The organism is Enterococcus sp. DIV1314a (assembly GCF_051713805.1).
Taxonomy (GTDB): domain Bacteria; phylum Bacillota; class Bacilli; order Lactobacillales; family Enterococcaceae; genus Enterococcus_I; species Enterococcus_I aquimarinus.
On sequence record NZ_JBIOQP010000001.1, the window covers coordinates 595,259 to 615,739 of the forward strand.

Annotated in this window: 20 protein-coding genes and 1 pseudogene; all 21 read right to left on the reverse strand. The window is 37.7% G+C overall.

What is annotated here, in order from left to right; all coding sequences use genetic code 11:
* Positions 1–14: 14 nt before the first annotated feature.
* Positions 15–1,199, reverse strand: a complete 1,185-nt coding sequence (locus tag IGI68_RS02825; protein ID WP_071873880.1) for an acetate/propionate family kinase — start codon at positions 1,197–1,199, stop codon at positions 15–17.
* A gap of 71 nt (positions 1,200–1,270) precedes the next feature.
* Positions 1,271–2,278 carry a class I SAM-dependent methyltransferase gene (locus IGI68_RS02830; RefSeq protein WP_273230336.1) on the reverse strand — a complete coding sequence of 336 codons (1,008 nt, stop codon included), beginning with the start codon at positions 2,276–2,278 and terminating at the stop codon, positions 1,271–1,273.
* A gap of 173 nt (positions 2,279–2,451) precedes the next feature.
* Positions 2,452–2,922 carry a competence type IV pilus minor pilin ComGG gene (comGG, locus tag IGI68_RS02835; protein ID WP_438730319.1) on the reverse strand — a complete coding sequence of 157 codons (471 nt, stop codon included), beginning with the start codon at positions 2,920–2,922 and terminating at the stop codon, positions 2,452–2,454.
* Positions 2,888–3,379, reverse strand: a complete 492-nt coding sequence (comGF, locus tag IGI68_RS02840) for a competence type IV pilus minor pilin ComGF (protein ID WP_438730322.1) — start codon at positions 3,377–3,379, stop codon at positions 2,888–2,890. The genes comGG and comGF overlap by 35 nt, the downstream gene beginning before the upstream one ends.
* Positions 3,327–3,659 carry a hypothetical protein gene (locus tag IGI68_RS02845; RefSeq protein WP_273230342.1) on the reverse strand — a complete coding sequence of 111 codons (333 nt, stop codon included), beginning with the start codon at positions 3,657–3,659 and terminating at the stop codon, positions 3,327–3,329. Before IGI68_RS02845 ends, comGF begins: the two co-directional genes overlap by 53 nt.
* Complete coding sequence (comGD, locus tag IGI68_RS02850) at positions 3,631–4,077, reverse strand: competence type IV pilus minor pilin ComGD (RefSeq protein ID WP_438730326.1); 447 nt, start codon at positions 4,075–4,077, stop codon at positions 3,631–3,633. Before comGD ends, IGI68_RS02845 begins: the two co-directional genes overlap by 29 nt.
* 1 nt (position 4,078) lies before the next feature.
* Complete coding sequence (comGC, locus tag IGI68_RS02855; RefSeq protein ID WP_071873886.1) at positions 4,079–4,360, reverse strand: competence type IV pilus major pilin ComGC; 282 nt, start codon at positions 4,358–4,360, stop codon at positions 4,079–4,081.
* Entirely contained in the window at positions 4,357–5,364 is a 1,008-nt protein-coding gene (gene comGB, locus IGI68_RS02860) for a competence type IV pilus assembly protein ComGB (RefSeq protein ID WP_438730330.1), read from the reverse strand. The genes comGC and comGB overlap by 4 nt, the downstream gene beginning before the upstream one ends.
* Positions 5,361–6,233 (reverse strand): competence type IV pilus ATPase ComGA, encoded by an 873-nt coding sequence (gene comGA / locus IGI68_RS02865; protein ID WP_438733201.1) that lies wholly within the window; start codon positions 6,231–6,233, stop codon positions 5,361–5,363. Before comGA ends, comGB begins: the two co-directional genes overlap by 4 nt.
* 281 nt (positions 6,234–6,514) lie before the next feature.
* Positions 6,515–7,462, reverse strand: a pseudogene (locus IGI68_RS02870) (glucose PTS transporter subunit IIA); the annotation flags it as partial.
* A gap of 67 nt (positions 7,463–7,529) precedes the next feature.
* The gene (tnpB, locus tag IGI68_RS02875) at positions 7,530–8,648 is read right to left on the reverse strand and encodes an IS200/IS605 family element RNA-guided endonuclease TnpB (protein WP_438730138.1); all 1,119 of its coding nucleotides are present in this window, start codon (positions 8,646–8,648) and stop codon (positions 7,530–7,532) included.
* A gap of 25 nt (positions 8,649–8,673) precedes the next feature.
* Positions 8,674–9,075, reverse strand: a complete 402-nt coding sequence (tnpA, locus tag IGI68_RS02880) for an IS200/IS605 family transposase (RefSeq protein ID WP_438730333.1) — start codon at positions 9,073–9,075, stop codon at positions 8,674–8,676.
* A gap of 621 nt (positions 9,076–9,696) precedes the next feature.
* Positions 9,697–10,764, reverse strand: coding sequence for a LacI family DNA-binding transcriptional regulator (locus IGI68_RS02885; RefSeq protein ID WP_071873891.1), 1,068 nt, complete (start codon positions 10,762–10,764; stop codon positions 9,697–9,699).
* 152 nt (positions 10,765–10,916) lie between these two features.
* Positions 10,917–11,240, reverse strand: a complete 324-nt coding sequence (locus IGI68_RS02890) for a PTS lactose/cellobiose transporter subunit IIA (protein ID WP_071873892.1) — start codon at positions 11,238–11,240, stop codon at positions 10,917–10,919.
* A 39-nt stretch (positions 11,241–11,279) separates the two neighbouring features.
* The gene (locus IGI68_RS02895; RefSeq protein ID WP_438730337.1) at positions 11,280–12,605 is read right to left on the reverse strand and encodes a PTS sugar transporter subunit IIC; all 1,326 of its coding nucleotides are present in this window, start codon (positions 12,603–12,605) and stop codon (positions 11,280–11,282) included.
* 16 nt (positions 12,606–12,621) lie between these two features.
* Positions 12,622–12,924: a PTS sugar transporter subunit IIB gene (locus IGI68_RS02900; protein WP_071873894.1), complete on the reverse strand. Its 303-nt coding sequence runs from the start codon at positions 12,922–12,924 to the stop codon at positions 12,622–12,624.
* 41 nt (positions 12,925–12,965) lie between these two features.
* Positions 12,966–14,405: a glycoside hydrolase family 1 protein gene (locus IGI68_RS02905; protein ID WP_438730341.1), complete on the reverse strand. Its 1,440-nt coding sequence runs from the start codon at positions 14,403–14,405 to the stop codon at positions 12,966–12,968.
* 60 nt (positions 14,406–14,465) lie between these two features.
* A complete protein-coding gene (locus tag IGI68_RS02910; protein WP_438730344.1) occupies positions 14,466–15,362 on the reverse strand; it encodes an ROK family protein in 897 nt (298 codons plus the stop codon).
* Positions 15,363–15,697: 335 nt separating this feature from the next.
* Complete coding sequence (locus IGI68_RS02915) at positions 15,698–17,575, reverse strand: acyltransferase family protein (RefSeq protein WP_438730347.1); 1,878 nt, start codon at positions 17,573–17,575, stop codon at positions 15,698–15,700.
* Between the two features lie 127 nt (positions 17,576–17,702).
* On the reverse strand, positions 17,703–18,578 hold the full coding sequence (locus tag IGI68_RS02920) for a YitT family protein (protein WP_438730350.1): 876 nt from the start codon (positions 18,576–18,578) through the stop codon (positions 17,703–17,705).
* Between the two features lie 130 nt (positions 18,579–18,708).
* A complete protein-coding gene (gene aspS / locus IGI68_RS02925) occupies positions 18,709–20,481 on the reverse strand; it encodes an aspartate--tRNA ligase (RefSeq protein ID WP_438730353.1) in 1,773 nt (590 codons plus the stop codon).

The window sequence follows — 20,481 nt, forward strand, 5'->3', positions numbered from 1 at the left end:
ACTAATCTGTTTAATTAACGACGTAAAGCTTCCACGTCACGCGCAATCACTAATTCTTCATCTGTTGGAATTAAGAAGACTTTGACTGTTGACTCTGGTGTAGAGATTTCTAATTCTTCTCCACGCTCTTTATTTTTCTCTGCGTCTAATTCACAACCAAGCCATGTTAATTTACTCATGATGTTAGCACGTGTTGCAGAATCATTTTCTCCGATACCTGCTGTGAAGACAATCGCATCGACACCGTTCATCACTGTCACGTAGCTACCGATGTATTTGCGAATGCGATCCGCAAATATATCTAACGCTACACGAACTTCTTCTTTATCCATGTTGTTTTCTAAATCACGCATATCACTTGAAATACCTGATAATCCTAGTAAACCAGATTTTTTATTTAAAATATTAATCATTTCATTAATATCGATATCTAATTTCTCCATTAAATATGGTAAAACAGATGGATCGATATCGCCAGAACGAGTCCCCATTGTGACACCAGCAAGTGGCGTGAAGCCCATTGAAGTATCGATTGATTTTCCACCTTCAACAGCGGTAATAGAAGCACCATTTCCTAAATGACACGTAATAATTTTTGTTTCTGCAAGTGGTTTGCCTAACATTTCAGCTGCACGTTCTGAAACATAACGATGACTCGTTCCGTGTGCACCATATTTACGGACACGTAGCGTTTCATAGTACTCTCTTGGCAAGCTGTATAAGTAGTTTTCTTCTGGCATTGTCGCATGGAAAGCTGTGTCAAACACGGCTACGCTGATAATGTTTGGTAGTAAATGTTTAAATGCACGAATTCCCATTGCGTTCGCTGGATTATGTAATGGCGCAAAATCTGCTAAAGCTTCGATATTTTTTAGCACTTCGTCATCAATTACGACTGAGCGATCGTAGAATTCTCCACCATGAACCACGCGGTGACCAACACCTGTGATTTCGTCATATGTTGCTAAGATTCCTAAATCGATTAATTGATCTAATAACATTTTAACCGCAACATCATGGTCTGGAATATCAATAATTTGTTCGAATTTTTGACCTTCTCCATACTTAATGGTAAAGATTGAATCGTTTAATCCGATACGCTCAACGATTCCTTTCGCGATAACTGTTTCTTCTGGCATCCCATAAAGTTGCCATTTTAAACTAGAACTTCCAGCATTAATTGCAATCGTTTTAGACATGTTTTGTTCTCCTCAATATTCATTTTATATTTTTAAATCCGCAAAAATAATTTTACGCTTTTTAAACGAGACTAAATATTTTCTTTTTTCCATTTCGCTACTTGTTGGAAAAATTGATTAAGCTTTTGTGGATCTTTCAACGTCGTCAGTTGAGCCACCAGGATTTCTTTTGCTTGCTGTGCTTTAGGACCTTTATTTTGTAAGATTACAATACTTTTTCGTGATGCTTTGTGTTTAAACAACTCATCTGGCAATTGAATAATCCCTTGTAAATAAGCCGTCTTACCGATCCATTCTTTGAATCGATCACTTTGATCACTTTCTAAGAAATTACTTGGCAGTAAAAATAACCCAACACCATCTTCTTTTGTCTTTTTCATTCCTTGTTCTAAAAGGAGATGATGGGCATACGTATGACCCGTTTTGGCTACCATTTCAAAGGATCCCGCAATTGAATCAATCGGATAATACCCCACTGGTAAGTCACCGACCACCACATCAACTTGCGTATCAAATGATTGCTGTAACGCATCTTGATGATAAAATGTCGCGTCTGTTTGAATCCATTGACTTGTTGCCGCCGCGATGGCAATTAATACTTCATCATTATCAATCCCAATACCGGTAACATCATAACCAGAGAGCGCTAAATTCGTTAATAAGGTTTGTAACAAATTGCCAGTCCCTACACTCGGATCAAAAATCGTTAGGGGTTCTTTCTTATTTGAATAGAATTGCTCAATTAAATAGACAAATAAAAAACCGATACTATCTGGCGTCAGTTGATGGTTGGCTTGTACGGGTTCTTTTTGCGTCCCCTTTAAGAGCAACAATTGCGCAAGTTTACGGATTTCTTCTGCTTCTAGCTTTTGTTCTTTTAATACTTGATATATTTCTTGGAGTCTTTGAACGGTTGGTTCATCTGGTGTTCCTTCAAGCACTTGAATCTGATAATCATCTAACAGGTTTTCAACTTGCTCAAGATAGGCATCAAAAAAAGAAGTTTGTAAGGCCTTCTGTAACAATTCAATGGCTTCAAAATTCAGATGAAAGCTTGTTTCAACCTTTTCCACTGACATAAGACACCTCATTTCAATTAATCACTATAACAACTTATATTCCTGTTTAATTTTAGCTGATTTTTCACAAATAATCAACCGCTTGTACCTATCAATTTTATTTTCTCTTTTTTATCAGCAAAAAAAGAGAAAATAGAGTCTTTATAAAGTAAGATGACTCTTCTTTCTCTTTCTCATTTACGATTTGTCGTCCGATTTTCGTCTAACGAAGGGGCTTGCATCTTTTGAATTAAACGGGGGTCTTCTGTATCATTCTTTCTTATAATCTGTTTACTTTCGACAGTCTCTTCTGTCTCATCTTGTCCGTCAACTTCTTCAATCACTACCTCAAACTTTTTCTGATAGTCTGACGTAGATGCTGTCATCCGTAAATAGGGCGCTTGATAGACATAACTGACGCTACCTGTACTATAAAACATCTCTCCCGAAGACGCACGTTGTGCTGGTGGAATTGCGACATACTCTGCTAAAAAAAGTTCTTTCATGATGGCCATTTCATAGTATCGATTGCTTCTTCCGGTAAACAGGGTTGTAATTCGTGCGTTTTGGGCCATAGATAAAAACAGGAGACTTAGCAAGCTAATCGTTAAAATGGCTAAGATAAATACACTACCTTGATACTTGCGGGATTGTCCATTGACCACTTTTTATCTCTCCATTTATAAAAGTAATTGTAAATAAAATCGTGTTCCCTTGTCGTTCAAAGATAAGATTTGTAACTTGCGTCAGTAAAGGTTCCACTCCGCCATTATCACTTAAATAAACCGCTTGTTTGTCTTGGCTTCGTTTAATCGCAAACGTCACTTGCTTACCTTCATGCAACTTTGTTCGATTGAAAACCAGTTCGCTTTTTTCAACACTTTTGAATGTTCCTAGAGCAAACTGATTTTCTAATTGGACTAAAAAAACATGCCACTCCAATTCTTGCCGCCCTTGAATCCGTCGATTGATTTCCTGACTTTGCGTAAATACACCCGACAACATTAAAAAGATCAAACTAAGCATACTTAAAGTGGCCAGACATTCTAACAAGGTAAAGCCAGCATATTTAGGGGAAGCGTTCAATTCGGATGTGCTGATTTTCTTCGGTACTTTCGACATAAAATAACGTCTCCAATTGATAATTGATTTGATATTTTCCTCCACGTGTTAATGAATACGCACCTGATTTTTGCTGTGTGTTGCGCGCCTTTGAGATTTCTTCATACAAGACACGGTATTGTTGCAGCTCTCGTTGTTGTTGTTCACTCATCATTAGAAACTGAAGACTCCCTTGATAAAAGTAAATCACGGCAAATGAGATCACGGCAAAGGCAAGCAAACTCTCAAGAAAGACCACACCCTCGTGTCGCTTACTTCGTCGGTGAAATTTGTTTTTCATAATGTCCTTTCCCAAACAAAAAGGAATAGAGCACTTCTATTTGCTCATTTTGCCAAGTAAAGAGAATTTTCCGCGCAATCCCCATATTCCCTGAATCTTTGCTAAACCGAATGAGTGGAAAGTCACTGACTTTTAATACAGAGGGAATCGGCAAGATGATTCGGTATTCGTGATCTAAGTCAAAGACCAAGCGGCGTTCTCCTTCTGCTTCTCGATAAAATTCGGTAAATTCATCTGAAAACAGGGAAGATTGCTGCGTTAATAAGATATTTTTCTCAAATTGATTCAAAAATTGATACACGGTTACTCTTTCTTGCACTCGTGGCACAAACACAATCGAGACACTGGCAAAAAGACTAACGAGTAACAAGACGAGCAACATCTCAATTACGGTATAACCGGCGTATTTCTTATGCATGTTATTTCCCTTTGATGTATTCATTATAGAGGTCTTGCTTTTTGGTATCCCCTTTAATGAGGTTATCCTTGATGTATTCTTCTGTGACTGGCTTTCCGGTAGAGAACTCTTGTAATTCAATTTGAGTTTTCATTGACTCTACAATTGCGTGATTGCCTTTATCCAACACAGTATCTTTTTCTTGCGCTAAATTTGGAATAAATAACAACACAAGGACACTAATGATCAATAAAACAATCATCATTTCCACTAAAGTGAACCCAGCATGTAATTTCTTTTTCATTCTAACATCCCTCCGATATTTCCATAAATTGGTAAAAACATTGCCACATAAATAGCGACAATCACTACAGCAATCAACACAAAAACGATTGGTTGAATTAAACGAATGGTTTGTTCCATTTTTGCAACGATTTTTTTCATCAATAATTGTTGATAGATTAACAATTCGTCCCCTAATCTTCCTTTAATTTCTCCTTGAAAGACAATCAGTGAAAACTCCGGGGTTAAAAAAGAATAATGGGATAACTGATCCGTGAGTAAAATCCCTTCTTGTAAGCCTTGATTGATTTCTTGGGCTAGTGCGACCATTAAGGTTTGATTGGGTAATAACACTAAGATGCTGAGTATTTGTTTCATTTCAAATCCTTCTTTGAATAGTTTGCCCCACTCTAAAGAAAAATAACTTGTTTGATATAGCGTATAGAAGGAACCTACAAAAGGCAGTCGACTAATGAACCGTGCTTTTTCTAAAATGGATTTTCTTTTAAAATACCACTGAATGATGAGTGCGACTAGAATAATGCCAAGAAGCCCTATCCCTAGAATAATGGGACTATAACGCATCACCCAAATTCCCCAATGATCGGCTTGTACCATATCTGATGCTAAGAGTTGCGGCAATAAAATATAGCGCATGCTTAAAAGCATCCCGGAAGAAAACACGAGTAAAACGATCGGGTAACTAATGATTTTTTTTAATTCTGCGGTTTGTTGATTCATGATCGTTAACTGTTGCGAGATATTTTGTAATGCTTCGACTAAATTGCCATGGACTTCTGCTAGTTGAATTTGCATCACTTCTTGGGTCGTAAAGCCCATTAAATCAAAACATTCCGCTAAAGATTTACCGGTACTCAGGGCTTCCGTCATGATCGTCAATAACTCTTGTGAGAACGATTGACTGCGAATCATCACGTGCAGACTTTCTTGAATACTAAAACCATTTTCGAGGAGTAAAACAAACATTTCTAAAAATTGGTACCTTGCTCTCAACCCTTTTTTCATATGATTTCGCACTCACTTTTAATCCGTTGATAGCGAACTTCCCAAGGCTCACTCACGCATTCTGTCATAAAAAATTCATACGCCAACAACGCTTTACTTTGAGCGTCGCGCGTAAAAAAGAGTTGCTGGTAGATGACACCCATTAAACAATTTTCTAACTCTGTACTACTTCCAACTAAGTCGATGATCCGGCTTTTTGTTTCCTCGACTCCTTTTGCATGAATGGTCGCAAAGACTTTATGTCCCGTTAATGCCGCCCGAATAGCCGCTTTAGCCGTTAATTCATCGCGTATTTCCCCTATGATTAAGACGTCCGGGCGATGACGTAACGATAACTTAATTAATTGATCATAGGTTTGATGAATTTTGTCATTCGTTTGAAGTTGCAAAAAATGAGGTACTTCAATTTCAACTGGATCTTCAATGGTAATCACTTGGCCTTTCATTTGTTGCGCTAAATAGTACATAAAAGTTGTTTTCCCTGAACCAGTTGGACCACTAAATAAATAGAGTCCCATTTTTTGCTTCATATTTTCATAGATGACTTCGACGTCTGTGGGATAAAAATAGCCTAATTGTTGCTCTTCAATCTGATGTAAAAAACGGACAACTAAACTTTCTTTTCCTCGATAATCACCTACCGTTGATAACCTGAGACGTTGCTCGCCTTGATTCAAGGGATACGTGATTGCACCAAGTTGGGCTTTTCTCTTCTCTCCGACATCCATTTCACCTAAATATTTAAAGCGTGCAATCAATTTTTGGGCGGTCTCGACACTCAACTCATTATTAAAAGGAATCATTTGATGGTCTTTCCGATAATAAACCGCGACACTTTCATTTAAAAAATAAATGTATAAGTCTTGCATGCGTTGTTCAACCCCATAAGTAATTAGTTCATCTGAGATCGTTTCAATTCGTACCACATCTTTATCCTCCCTTCATCGATAAATTTACGCAAACGAAGCGTCTTATTTTTTGAAGAAACAAAAAAGAGGCAAATTACTTTTCCTCTTCGTTCGATGATGGCTCGCAAATATCCCTTCCCTATGAACGACAAAAAGCCAAAAATCGGATGACAATCCTTTTCTGGCTTTTTAATAGTCGTTTATTCAGTTTTTAATAGCTAACGCCTAGCACGTTGGTAGCTTTACTGATAAATAAAGAATTCCCCAATTGGCGTTTTGGTTTTCAGGTCTCCTTGTTTCGTTAAGATAAAATGATCCATTTTTTCACTATTTGTCATGACGACAACGACATCGGTTTTCTTTCCTGCCGCTTTGACCTTCGCCAAATCCATTTCGGCTAAAAGTGTTCCTGGCGTTACTTGGTCACCCACCTGAGCTTTTACCGTAAACGGCTCCCCTTTTAACTCAACGGTATCCAACCCCATATGAATTAAGATTTCCGCTCCAAGTGGTGTTAAAATACCGATCGCATGTTGCGTTTCAAAAATACTAATCACTTCACCTTTCACCGGCGCATAAATGTTTCCGTCCGTTGGTTGTAATGCAAAACCTTCGCCCATTATTTTTTTGGAGAAGACAGGATCTGGTACCTCGTCTAAGGCAACGATGTTTCCATTTCCGGGAGAAAATAATAATTCTTTTCGAATATTTTTTTCAGCATTCGTGGTTAACTCTGCCACTGATTGTTCAACTGGAACTGAAGCTTCCGTAGACGCACCACTCGTTGCAACTTGCGCTTCTTTATTAAAAATACCTTGTTTTTCAAAGAAAATCGTTAAGAAGATTGGCACAACGACTGCAATCGCCATGGCAATTGCGAAGGATAACCAACCGCCACCTTCTGTTCCATTAATGGCCAAAATCCCTGGCAAGCCACCAACACCGATCGCATTTGCTCGAACACCCATAATATTGTTGAACATCGCCGCTGTACCTGAACCAATCATTGCGGCTACAAAAGGATACACATATTTTAAATTAATCCCAAACATCGCGGGTTCCGTTACACCTAAATAGGCTGAAATCATCGACGGGACCGATACTTGTTCTTCTTTTTTGTTGCCCCGGTGTAAGAAAATAATAGCCAACACCGCTGAGCCTTGAGCGATATTCGATAAAGCAATCATCGGCCTTGACACTCCACACGACTAAAGTCGTCGGATTCTTAGGTAGTACGCCCTAACGGACGCAAATTGACTAAGCGATCCCCGAAAGTCCTTCGGTTTTAATATTTATGCTTGCATTAATATCTCTGTCATGAATTGTTCCACAATTTGAGCATACCCATTCACGAATATTTAGCTCTTTTTTGCCGTCATTATGACCACAAGAAGAACAAAGTTGTGAACTTGGGAAAAATCGGTCAACTTTAACTAAAGTACGACCTTTCCATGCACATTTATAGTCTAATTGTCGAACGAATTCACTCCAAGAGACATCTGAAATTGACTTCGCTAATTTATGATTTTTAACCAACCCTTTTACATTCAAATCTTCAATACAAATGATTTGGTTCTCATCAGTAAGTCGTGAAGATAGTTTATGTAAAAAATCAGTACGTTGGTTGGCAATTTTCTCATGGATACGCGCAACTTTTACTTTTTGTTTTTGGTAGTTGCGACACTCATCTAATTTTCGATTGTGTTTTTTCGCAACTTCCAAACGCTTGGAAAGTTTTCGTTGTTCGCGTATTAACCGTTGTTCAAGAGAGCGATAGAATCGGTTATTATCGATTTTTTCTCCTGCGGATGTGATACAGAAATGAGTTAAGCCCAAATCTAATCCAATGTTATTTGCTACGGGTTCTTGTTGGAAATTCTCAGCATCAACTAAGAATGTCGCAAAATATTTCCCTGATTTAGTTTGACTGATCGTCACGTTCATTAATTTCCCTTTGAAACGCAATTCTTCTGCCATCTTGACCCAACCAACTTTAGAAACATAGAAGTATCGTCCGTTGACTTTCATGCCTACGGCAGTTCGATAGGATTTCTTTGAATATTTTTTACTCTTGAATTTAGGAAATCCGAATTTAGAGTTGAACGTATTTTTGTACGCTTTATTCAAATCCATATTTACTTGGCTTAGAGGTTGTGCTTCAACTTCTTTTAACCAAGAAAATTCTTCTTGCTTTTTCAGTCCAGCATAGGTCAGTTTGTTTTCAATATATTCAGGATTTTCTTTTTTCATCTTGTCATTCGTAATCCGTTGGTCAAGTAAAAAATTCCAGTAGAACCGAACACAACCAAAGGTTTTTTGAAATTGAATTTCCTGTCTTGAATTAGGGTAGATTCTGATTTTATGGGCTTTTTTCATTTCTGTACACCTCCTTAACGTAAACTCAATATCTTGTCCTTTGATTTTCTACATATCGTTTAATTGTTTCACTAGAAACATTCCCTGCTGTTGAAACAAAGTAAGATCGTGTCCAAACACTTGGCATTTTACTTAAATGTTCAAATGATTGTCGTAATTCTCTAGATGTTCTTCCCTTAATCACCTTCATGATATCCGCTGGTGAATAGGTAGGTTGAACATTTACAAAAAGATGACAATGATCTTTATCTGTCTCGATAGCCATGATTTCCCATTCATTTTCTTTACAGATTGAATGAACAAGCGATTTAAAACTAGCGTCTACTTCGGAATTGACAAATAGTTTCCGACGATATCTAGGACAAAAAACAAAATGATAGTTGAGTAACGATACAGTTGTCTTAGAATGTCTATATTCGTTATCCATGAGTTTATTATACATCAAAAAGTGTATTAATTAAAAATTATTATACACAAATAGTAACATTTTTTTGACTTTATCGTGTGGAGTTTGTTCACACAGGTTCGCGACTTCCCATGCAGTTCTCTGATGAACTTCTTACACTTTCATGCAGGCACAGACTATATCTTATCCTTCAACTTTACTTGTTAAGGCGAAACCACTTCCACATACTTGTGTGGACTTCCCTCAAGAGGAATAGTCGTTGAACCTTCCTATTTCTAGGCTTGGCTGCTGATTTTCGATTATGTGAACACTTAGGATTTAAGCTTATGCCATCTAACGAATTTTTTCTGTTTTCACCACGTTCACGCTTGGATTTGATATCCCTACGTTGTCGTTTCGTTAGCTTTACGAGTTCCCAGTAATTCAGTTTCTTCATTGGACAATACGAGTGTTTGTATGGCCTCTAAATGCAAGTTTCTCTACATTCTTACAGTACGTCTACGGACTATCATCCCACCATTAAAATAGTGGGTTTTCTCGCCCGCAAATTCGATAAATTTCGTTTCGTTGACTTTGCCCGTCGGAAAAAAATATAAAGCGTAGCAAGGACACATAAACTATTGTGTTCTTTGCTACGCTTTATTATGATTCGGAATGGCTCAAAAATGATGTTAACGGGGCACAACTTTTTCTTTCGATTAATGTTACGGGCACGACATTAATCGAAGGCGTAAGGTCTTCTTCAATAGCTTCGATAATTAATTTCGTAGCTAAATCAGCCATATTGACCAATTCCATTTTTACAGAAGTAAGAGGTGGATGAAAATATTTAGCCGACTCAATATCATCAAATCCTACTACCGAAATATCTTCTGGAACCTTTAGTCCCTCTTCATTAATCGCTTTGATCGCTCCAAAAGCAATCTTATCATTACTTGCAAAAATAGCTGAAAAAGGCTGTTCTCCCCCTAGCAGTCTTTTTGCAGCTTCATACCCAGCTTTTTCGACAAATTCACTTTGGATAATTAGCTCACTATTGACTGCTATCCCTGCATTTTCGAGTGCTTTTTTATAACCTTCCATTCTAGCCTTCGCAGAAAACTTCACCGATCCACCAGTAATATGGGCAATTTGGCGATGATTTTGTTCTACTAAATAGTTAGTTGCTTCGTATGCACCATTGTAATTATCCGCATTGACAATAATACACTGATTGTAGGCTTGAACATCAGGCCGTATCGATTGATCGACCAATACGACTTTATAACCTTTATGAATGATTCTTTTGATCGTTTCATCATTATCATTTTGTCCAATAAAAATACCACCAGAAATCGTCTTATTATAAAAACACTCTTCAATTTTTTCATATCCTTCAATTGAGTGGATAATTTGAACCAAAACCAAATAATCTAATTCACTTGACCGTTCAATAACTGAACTGGTGAATTCTAAATAATAAGGGCTCTTCGTTATTCTATTTTTTAAGCTATCTTCCTCGCTATTAAAATCAATAATGAATAAACCAATCACTTTATTTTGACTTCCTGCTAGCATTCTTGCCGATGCATGTGGGACGTAATCATATTCTTTAATAACTTTTAGGACTTTTTCTCTTGTTTCTGCTGGAACGTTTGAATAATTATTAATCACACGTGACACGGTACTTCTTGAAACACCTGCCAATTTGGCAATTTCTGTGCTATTCATCTTGTCTTCTCCCCCCAATCATAAACTCGCGTTCTCATTGTAACCATATCTGATTCTTTCGGTTTTTTCAATCATTATCCAAAATAAAACACCCATAGATTTTATGATCTTGGGTGTTTTACGTCAATTAACAAACATGCTTTATTACCAGCTTATACCAATGATGGCTTATTTAGTTGTTTAAACATTGCAATCATTTCCTCAATCAAAATTTTGATTGTTTCGGTTGCCATCATTTGATCTTCGGCGTGCATCAATAATAATGAGAATTCTACTTTATCCCCTGACGCCTCTAACTGAATTAAATTTTTATGTTCATGGTGTCCGTTCACGAGATAAGTATTTGCCTCTTCAAGCTTTTTTTCAGCTTCAGCATAGTTTCCTTCTCTTGCATCTCTTAATGATTCAATCGCCAAAGATTTTGCCATCCCTACGTTACTAATGATATTAAACGAAATTAATTCCATTCCATCCATTATTTTTAACCCCTATTCTATTCTTTTTACTTTACTAAATTAAGCTTCATTTTCTAATCTAGCTGCTTTATTCGCTGCAATCACAAATGGTGAGTAAATGATGACACTGACTGCTAAACAAAGAAACCCAACAAATAAGGCAGTGATACTACCACCTGTACCTAAGAAAGGCATTAACGGTCCTGGTGTTGTCCATGGAATACCGATTGTAACCGGTGGCATTATTTTAAGTATCATCACTGCCGTATAACCAATCAAGGTTGTGACTAATGGCGTGATAATAAATGGAATGATATAAATTGGATTCAATACAATCGGTAAACCAAAGATAATCATTTCATTAATGTTAAATAAACCAGGTGCTAAAGAAAGTTTCGCAATACTCTTTGATTCTTTGTTTTTCGAGAAAATCAACATCGCAATAATTAATCCTAGGGTAGCGCCTGAACCACCATACTCTGAAAAAGCTGTTACGAGACCACTATAAGTGATCGGATATGGCGCTCCCCACGTACTTCCAGTTTCAGCAAAGTGTAAAAGATTGGCATTCCCTGCTTCAGAGAACATGGTATCTCTAATCGCAGCAATTGTATTTGGTCCGTGAATCCCCATTGCCCAAAGTGATTGAGATAATAAGGATAAGATTAAAACTGAGAACAAGCTTTGACTCATTTTTGTCAGTGGTGTTTGGATAATACTATAAATTAATTCGTGTAATCCACCCGGTGCAACCATTTTTACAAAGTAGTTAAGAACTGAGAAGAAGACTGTTGTAATAATAATTGGAATTAATACTTTAAATGAGCGTGCAACTGCCGGAGGAACTTGTTCTGGCATTTTGATTTCTAACTTGTCAGACTGTGACAGACGTGACATTAATTCGCCGACTAACAGTCCCACTAAAATAGCAACGAAAAGACCTTGAGCACCTGTATATTGTGTAGTGATGTAGTTGATTCCTTCGTTGTTGAAATAATCAGGATAAATAATGAAATAGACGGAAACCGCCGTTAAGCCTGTCAGTAAATCATCACCATCTAATAATTTCGCTAAGTTTCGCGCAATTAAGAAGACAATTAAAATCGAGAAAATATCTGCAGAACCCTTTACAACCGGTGCAAAAACAGCTTGAAATTGAACAATCCCAGGAAACAGCTTATCAAATTGCAATAATTTAAACATAAAACCATCAGCTGATAAGAAAACATTATTTAACAAGACCATTAATGATCCCGCCATTGTTAGGGGGAAAGATAAAATAAAGGCATCTCTTACCGCACATACATGTCGTTGTGCATTCAATTTCGAAGCAATCGGTACTAATAAACGTTCAATAATATTTTGAAATTTGTCCATAAAACTCATGTTCCATCCTCTTTTCTTAATTTATTTTTTGTAAAGCTTCTTCTAAAATGGCTTTTCCATTCATCATCCCGTATAAGCGCATATCCATTACTTCTACTGGGATTCTACCTTTGACAAGTTTTTCTACAGTTGGTTTTTGAAAACGAACTTGAGGGCCTAATAGCACAATGTCAACATGATCCACAGCTGTACTGGCTTCAGAGACAGAAAGCGCATCGATTTGCACTTCCACTCCTTTTTCTTTCGCAGCTTCTCGCATTTTGGTGACCAATAAGCTCGTTGACATTCCTGCTGAACACACTAGTAAAATTTTTTTCATGATTATTCTCTCCTTTTTCTCTTTGTTCGACCATTACTTTTTTATAAATCTTCACCATTACTCTCGATTACATTTTGATACCAATAAAAGCTATTCTTTTTGATTCTTCTAAGCTCTTTTTCATCATTTTCTTCTCGATCTACGTATACAAATCCATAACGCTTTTGATAGCCATTTAACCAACTAAGTAAATCTGTAAATGACCATGTACAATAACCTAAAAGATCGACACCATCTGTCACTGCTTCTTTACAAGCTAATACATGAGCGCTCAGATAATCAATTCGATGAGAATCATTTACCACGTCGTTTTCTTCCAATTGATCAAATTCACCAAGTCCATTTTCTGTAATCAGAATGGGTAAGTTATAGCGACTTGTTAATCTTCTTAAACCTACTCTTAGACCTGTAGGATCAATGGCCCAATCCCAATTCGTCGTTTCCAAGTTCGGGTTCTTCACGTTCTTAAAGACACCAGGCAGACCATTTTCTTTCGCCGTCCCTTTTTTACCGGTATTATTCATCCCTTCACTCGGGCCAACCCCATCAATTGGATTAGATGCAACCGTTCCTGTTTGATAATAATTGATTCCAATAAAATCTGGTTTCGCTCTTGCTAACAACTCAAGATCGCCTTCTTCAATAACCGGAGCAATTCCTAGTCTTTCATAATACTTGAATGCAAATGTCGGATATTCCCCTTTGCAATACACATCTAACCACCAGTGGTTGTTCAAGTCTTCCGCATTTTCAGCAGATAAGATATCTTGTGGATCACAACTATAAGGATAGACAGGTCCATAGGCAAAACTTGGTCCAATCATCCCGTCAGGAACATATTGCTTAAATGATTCAATGACCGTCGCATTGGCTACATTTGCAATATGATTGGCTTGTAGCATTCGTTTGTGACTTTTTACTGCAGGTGGATGCATCGCGGTTACATACCCCAATGTCATAAAAATATTTTGTTCATTCAAAGATACCCAATGCTTGACTTTATCACCAAAACGTTTGAATAAAGTAACACAATAGCGATTAAAGTCTTCAATAATCTCTCTTGATTCCCATCCACCATAAAGATCTTGTAAATGTTGCGGTAAATCCCAATGATAAAGCGTGACAACAGGTGTAATATTATGGGCAATTAGTTCATCAATTAATTGCTCGTAAAATTCTAGCCCTGCTTCATTTAGTTCTGTTTTTCCGTCTGGATAAATACGAGTCCAAGCAATTGAGAAACGATACGCTTTTAATCCCATTTCAGCCATCAACGCGACATCCTCTTTGTATCGATGGTAATGATCGACTGCCACTTTACCATCTGTTTCTTTAAATGTTGTTCCAGGAATTCTTGTGTAAACGTCCCACACGCTTTCTCCTTTTCCATCTTTATCCCAAGCACCTTCTACTTGATAGGCTGCTGATGCCGATCCCCATAGAAAATCATCACGGAATTTGGCTGTTTTTTCGTAAATCACTGCAATCTCTCCTTCAAATAATATGATTTTTACTTATGAACTTTCGTCTTTCACTTTTCTTTAACTTCTAGCTTTAATCACTGCTCCTAGAATATTAGCGTCATTATTGTATTTGCATCTTTTAATCGCGGTCGTAATAAAATCCAATTCAAAGTACTCTTGACACATTTTCTTGTACTGCACCTGTAACATGTTAATAAACCAGTCTTCTTCTGAAATGCCACCACCGATACAGATAACTTCAGGATTATAAAATACCGTCATCGCGATTAATTGAGTCGTGATATTTTGAATCCATTGTTGGACTGATTTTTGGGCAATTGCATTTCCACCAAGATACTTTTTACAGACGTCAGAACCTAAATTAAGTTGATCACTGACAGGACTATTCTCATTATATAAATTTAAAAGACCCGTAATTGACGTATAGTCGCCCATTTTTTTAAGGGATTGATTAGAATCTTGATTAAAAAATGGAATATTATGAAATTCAGCTGCGTAGCCATCTTTCCCATAAATCACCCCATTTTCATCACAGATACATCCGCCAGTCCCCGTTCCGATGATTAAAAATGCTGACGATTGACAGCCTTTTGCATTGCCTAAAGTAAATTCACAAAGTCCTGCCGCTTTCGCATCATTAATGGATTGTACTTTTCTATTAATCCTTTTACCGATTTCGTCATTAATATTTGTTCCATACATGATGGACACATTCGGAGCAGCATATGACTTTACAGTCGAAATTTGATCAATCAATCCAGGAGCACTTACCCCGACCTTCTCTATCTGCTCAATATGTTTAATATTTGAACAAATATAATCATAGAATTGTTCGGAAGATTCCATATTTACCGCTTTCACTTTCCATTTTTGAAAGATGCGATAATGATCATCAATCAGTGCGTATTTAATAAAAGTTCCTCCGATATCTATTCCTAAATGATACTTTTGCATATTCTTCTCCTTAATAACGAAAATCTACTGCTATAACTATTTACGTTATTTATTTTTACATATCCATAAACGCGTGTTTATAGAGATGTAAAAAAATATAGCTCTTTATTTTCTATTGACATTTTTCGTGAACGCGCGTTTACGGACATATCATACCTTGAAAACAATTACATTTCAATAGTTTTTTTCATTTTCCTCTATTTTTTTTATTATCTCCAAAAAAATATTAAAGAATGCTGTAAATATCAGTCTCCCACACTAAAAGTAATCCAACCAAAAAAAAAACAGCAAAAGGAAAATCTTCCTTTTACTGTTTTTTAAGTGACTCTACACTCTTAAGGCAGCAATACATTTCTAGCGATAAGGCCTGTATATTCAATGAGTCCCTGTTCGCTCGGATGCACTTGGTCTTCACGGAACCAATCTGGTTGTCCGTCACTCGCTTGATACCAATTAATTAAAGTAATATTCTCATATTTCGTCGCCATTTGGTCAAAGAGGGCATTGACTTCATTTTGCCATCGTTGTGTTGGGACACGGGTATTAATGAGATAAACCTGACGATCACCAATCTCTGTCATTAAATCATCAAATTGTGCTTCGGTTGCTAATCCATTTGAGCCTAATCCTAGAAGAACATTCTTTTTTAATAAGCCTTCTTTTTTTAGTTGTTTGATTTCCTCAAGACTATTATATAACTGGCGTCCGATGACCGCATCAACCACGACGCTCGGAAAGACTTCTTGTAAGTTTGAAGTGGCACCTAACATCACCGAATCACCAAAAGCCGTTAACTCTAACTGTTGTCCTTGTCTGACTTGTTCTTCTGTCAATTGATAGCGCGTCATTAAGGTCGCAATATTTTCAGGTATTTCTCCAGAAGTTTCGGTTGTGTCGATTGCTTCGTTTGGTTGATTTGTTTGACTTTTCGTTTCTTCCGCTATCTTTTGATTTTCTTCGATTTTTTGTTGAAAGGCTTCTTGTTCCGCAGTCAGTGTATTCGTCGGCGCGATGATTAAGCCAATCAAACTAATCAGCACGACTAATAAAATCCCCCACTGTTTGACTGCTTGAGCCGTGAATCCTCTCATCTTTACAGTCTCTTTTAACTTGCGTAGCATCCCTTTGAATGTCCACTCACGCCCTGGTTTTTCAACAAAGCGATAAGACCATTCACTGAGTAAAAAGATGATGACTAATTCAATCACGGTATGCAACCAGCGATGATCGGCGATATTTTTTACTTTCGCTTCATAAAAAATCATGACCGGAAATTGATAGAGGTACAGACTATAGCTACGTTTCCCAATATAAGTAAAAAGAGGGTTGGTTAGCCAGCGGTTCCAGTTCGCTCCAGGGTGGGCAGTCACCGCAACCATCACACAAGCGAGTAAACTAATCAGATAGAAACCACCATAATAAATAAAGGAATAGCGCGCATCAAGGAAGAAAAAACCAAGTGCCAGGAGGACTAAACTTACGCCACCTGATAGATTCAATACTTTCTTTGCTTCTTTTGGAATTTGACTTCGTAATTGGGCGGTCGGCCATACGAAGGCTAATAATGAACCTAGCCAAAGCGAAAAAAGACGCGTATCTGTTCCGTAATAGACACGGGTTGGATCACTACCTGGTTGAAAGAGCAGGACCATCATAAGTGCTGAAATAAGTGTTCCACCAAAAATAATTTTTATGATAGTGGACTTGTTTTTGACAAATTTCAATAAAAGGAAGCAGATAATGGGCCAAATCAGATAATTTTGTCCCTCAACGGCTAGTGACCACAGATGCGTAAAGGGGGATTCATTCCCAAAACGATCAAAGTAAGAATAGCCTTGCCGAATTTGCCACCAATTGTTTACATAAAATAAACTACTGAACACAATCCCTTTTAAATTATTTAATAAGTTGCGTTGAAAAAGCGTGATGTATGCGGCCGAAACAATGAGTAACGTGACTAAAGCAGGATACAACCGCCGTATGCGCCGTAAGTAAAATTGTTTAAACTGAATTTTTTCATTTATTTGCCACTCTTGGCGTAAGCCATCTGTAATCAAGTAACCCGATATCACAAAAAAAACAGGTACACCCAAATACCCGCCACGCATATTTTCTGGCATCAGATGATAAAAAATCACGCCAATCACTGCTAACGATCGTAAACCATCTAAGCCACTAATGTACCGCCGTTTATGCTGTTGTTTGTTTTCCATCTACTTTCCCTCATATTCATAAAATCTACTCTTATCATGCCATAGAAATGGTAAAAATACAGCTTCCTTTTCGTATCTTTTGTAAAAAGTTAAGACAGCTTTCTTAGCCATTTTTTTCTTCAAAGATCTATAAATCTTCTTCATAAAAACGCCCTAGAATCTGTACATTATCTGCAATACTGACAAAGGCATGCGGGTCTGTTTCCCTCATAATTTGTTTTAATAATGGCAATTCGTAACGTGTCACCACGGTAATCAATACTTTTTGACGATCGTAGCGAAACGCCCCTTCTGCGCCATTAATGATAGTGATCCCGCGACGCATTTTGCCATGAATACCGTGAATGACTTCGTCGGCACAAGACGTCACAATCGTTACTTGCATTTTCTTTTGCTTTGTAAAGACGGCATCCATGACTTTTCCACTCACAAAAATCGCTAAGGCACTATAAAAAGCATATTGCCAACCAAAAAGCAGTCCGGCTGCAAGTAGAATGAATGAGTTAAAAATAATCGATAACGAACCAATCGTTTTTCCGGTTTTTTTCCGTATCGCAATCGTGATAAAATCTAAGCCTCCCGAAGAAAGACCATTGCGTAATGCGTAGCCTCCACCGGCACCCATGACGACACCACCAAAAATCGCATTAATAATGGGATCGGTCGATAAGACTTGAACTGGAATTATTTGCATAAAAACAGAGGTTAAGAGTACGGTAATCCCAGTGAAAATCGTAAACTTAGGGCTAATTTTAAACCAACCCAAAATAAATAACGGAAGATTTAATAACAATAACGCAAGTGCAACTGGAATTTTTATTCCAAAAGCACTCTGCGCTAACGTGCCAATAATTTGCGCAATCCCTGTGACCCCACTGGAATAAATATTTCCAGGTTCATAAAAGAAATTGACTGCGGCCGATGCCGTAATCGCGTAAACAATTGATGTCGAAATTTTTGTTGCATAGTTTGAATGGGGTAAATATTTCCAGAACTTATCCATGGACTTAGGGAGCCTCGCTTTTTTTATGTATTCCTTTACGTTTCTCATTATACGCAGTTTTATAAAAAAAGAAATAAACAATTGGCTAGACGTGAGATTCTACTCTTGTCTTAACCAATTGTTTATCTTTTTAGTCTTCGTTTACGACTGTAACATCGATGCCTAATTCAAATAATTGCAATGGGGCAACCGTGCTTGGTGCCGCAGACATTGGATCAACTGCACGACCATTCTTAGGAAAGGCAATAACTTCACGAATATTATCTTCTCCAGCTAACAACATCACAAGACGGTCTAATCCAAGTGCAATACCGCCGTGTGGAGGGAAACCAAAGTCCAACGCTTCTAATAAGAAACCAAATTGATTTTGCATTTCGCGGTGTGAGAACCCGAGTGTTTCAAACATTTGCTCTTGGAGTTCACGTGTATGAATCCGTAATGAGCCGCCGCCTAATTCGTACCCGTTTAAGACAACATCGTACGCTTGGGCATGAACTTTACTTGGGTCTGTTGCGAGTAATGCAACATCATCTGCTTGTGGCAAGGTAAATGGATGATGCGCAGAAACATAGCGATTCGCTTCTGCATCATATTCAAATTGTGGCCAATCCACTACCCAAACAAAGTTAAATTGACTGTCATCGATTAAGCCTAATTCTTTTCCTAAACGTGAACGCAATGCACCCAGTGCTGCTGAGACAACCTCAAAACTATCCGCTCCAAACATAAGTAAGTCACCGACTTCAGCGTTAGTCGCTGCGATAATATTTTCCGTTGCTTCAACTAAGAATTTCGCAATTGGACCTTTTAAGCCATCTTCTTCGACTTTTAACCATGCTAAACCTTTTGCACCATATTGACTAACAAAAGTCCCAAAATTATCCATGTCTTTACGTGAGTAGTTCGCTGCTGCTCCTTTAGCATTTAAAGCTTTCACAACACCACCATTGGCTAATGCCGTTTGGAAGACTTTAAAGTCAACGTCTTTGACTGTTTCTGATAAATCAATCAGTTCTAAGTCGAAACGAGTGTCTGGTTTATCACTACCATAACGATTCATCGCATCTTGCCAAGAAAGACGAGGGAACGGCGCTTGAATATCTAAGCCTTTGACGTCTTTCATGACTTTGACTAACAACTCTTCTGTCATGGTTTGAATTTCTTCGGCAGATAAGAACGTCGTTTCAATATCGATTTGGGTAAATTCTGGCTGACGATCGCCCCTTAAATCTTCATCACGGAAGCAACGAACGATTTGATAATAACGATCAAATCCAGCATTCATTAATAATTGTTTAAAAATTTGTGGTGATTGCGGTAACGCGTAAAAATGTCCTGGATGCACACGCGATGGCACTAAATAGTCGCGCGCGCCTTCTGGTGTTGATTTTGCTAAATAAGGCGTCTCAATATCTAAGTAATCTTGACTATCTAAATATTCACGAATCGCACGCGTTGTTTTCGTCCGCATCATAATGTTTTGGGTCATTTTTGGACGACGTAAATCAAGGTAACGATATTTCATTCTAGATTCATCGCCAACGTTCGCCTCATCTTCGATTGGGAAAGCAGGCGTTTTCGCTTTACTTAAAATCGTAATTTGATCGGCCATCACTTCAAATTCACCGGTTTTCATTTTCGGGTTAACCGCTTCTGGTGCGCGTGCAATCACTTTTCCGTGAATTTCAATCACGTATTCACTACGACACGTATCCGCAATTTCCCAGGCTTCTTTTGAAAGTTCTGGATTAAATACCACTTGGACGATGCCTTCGCGGTCACGTAAATCGATAAAAATGACGCCTCCTAAATCCCGACGCTTTTGAACCCATCCTTTTAACGTGACTTCTTGTTCTAAATACTCTTTGTTTACTAGACCATTATAGACTGTTCTTTTTGCCAT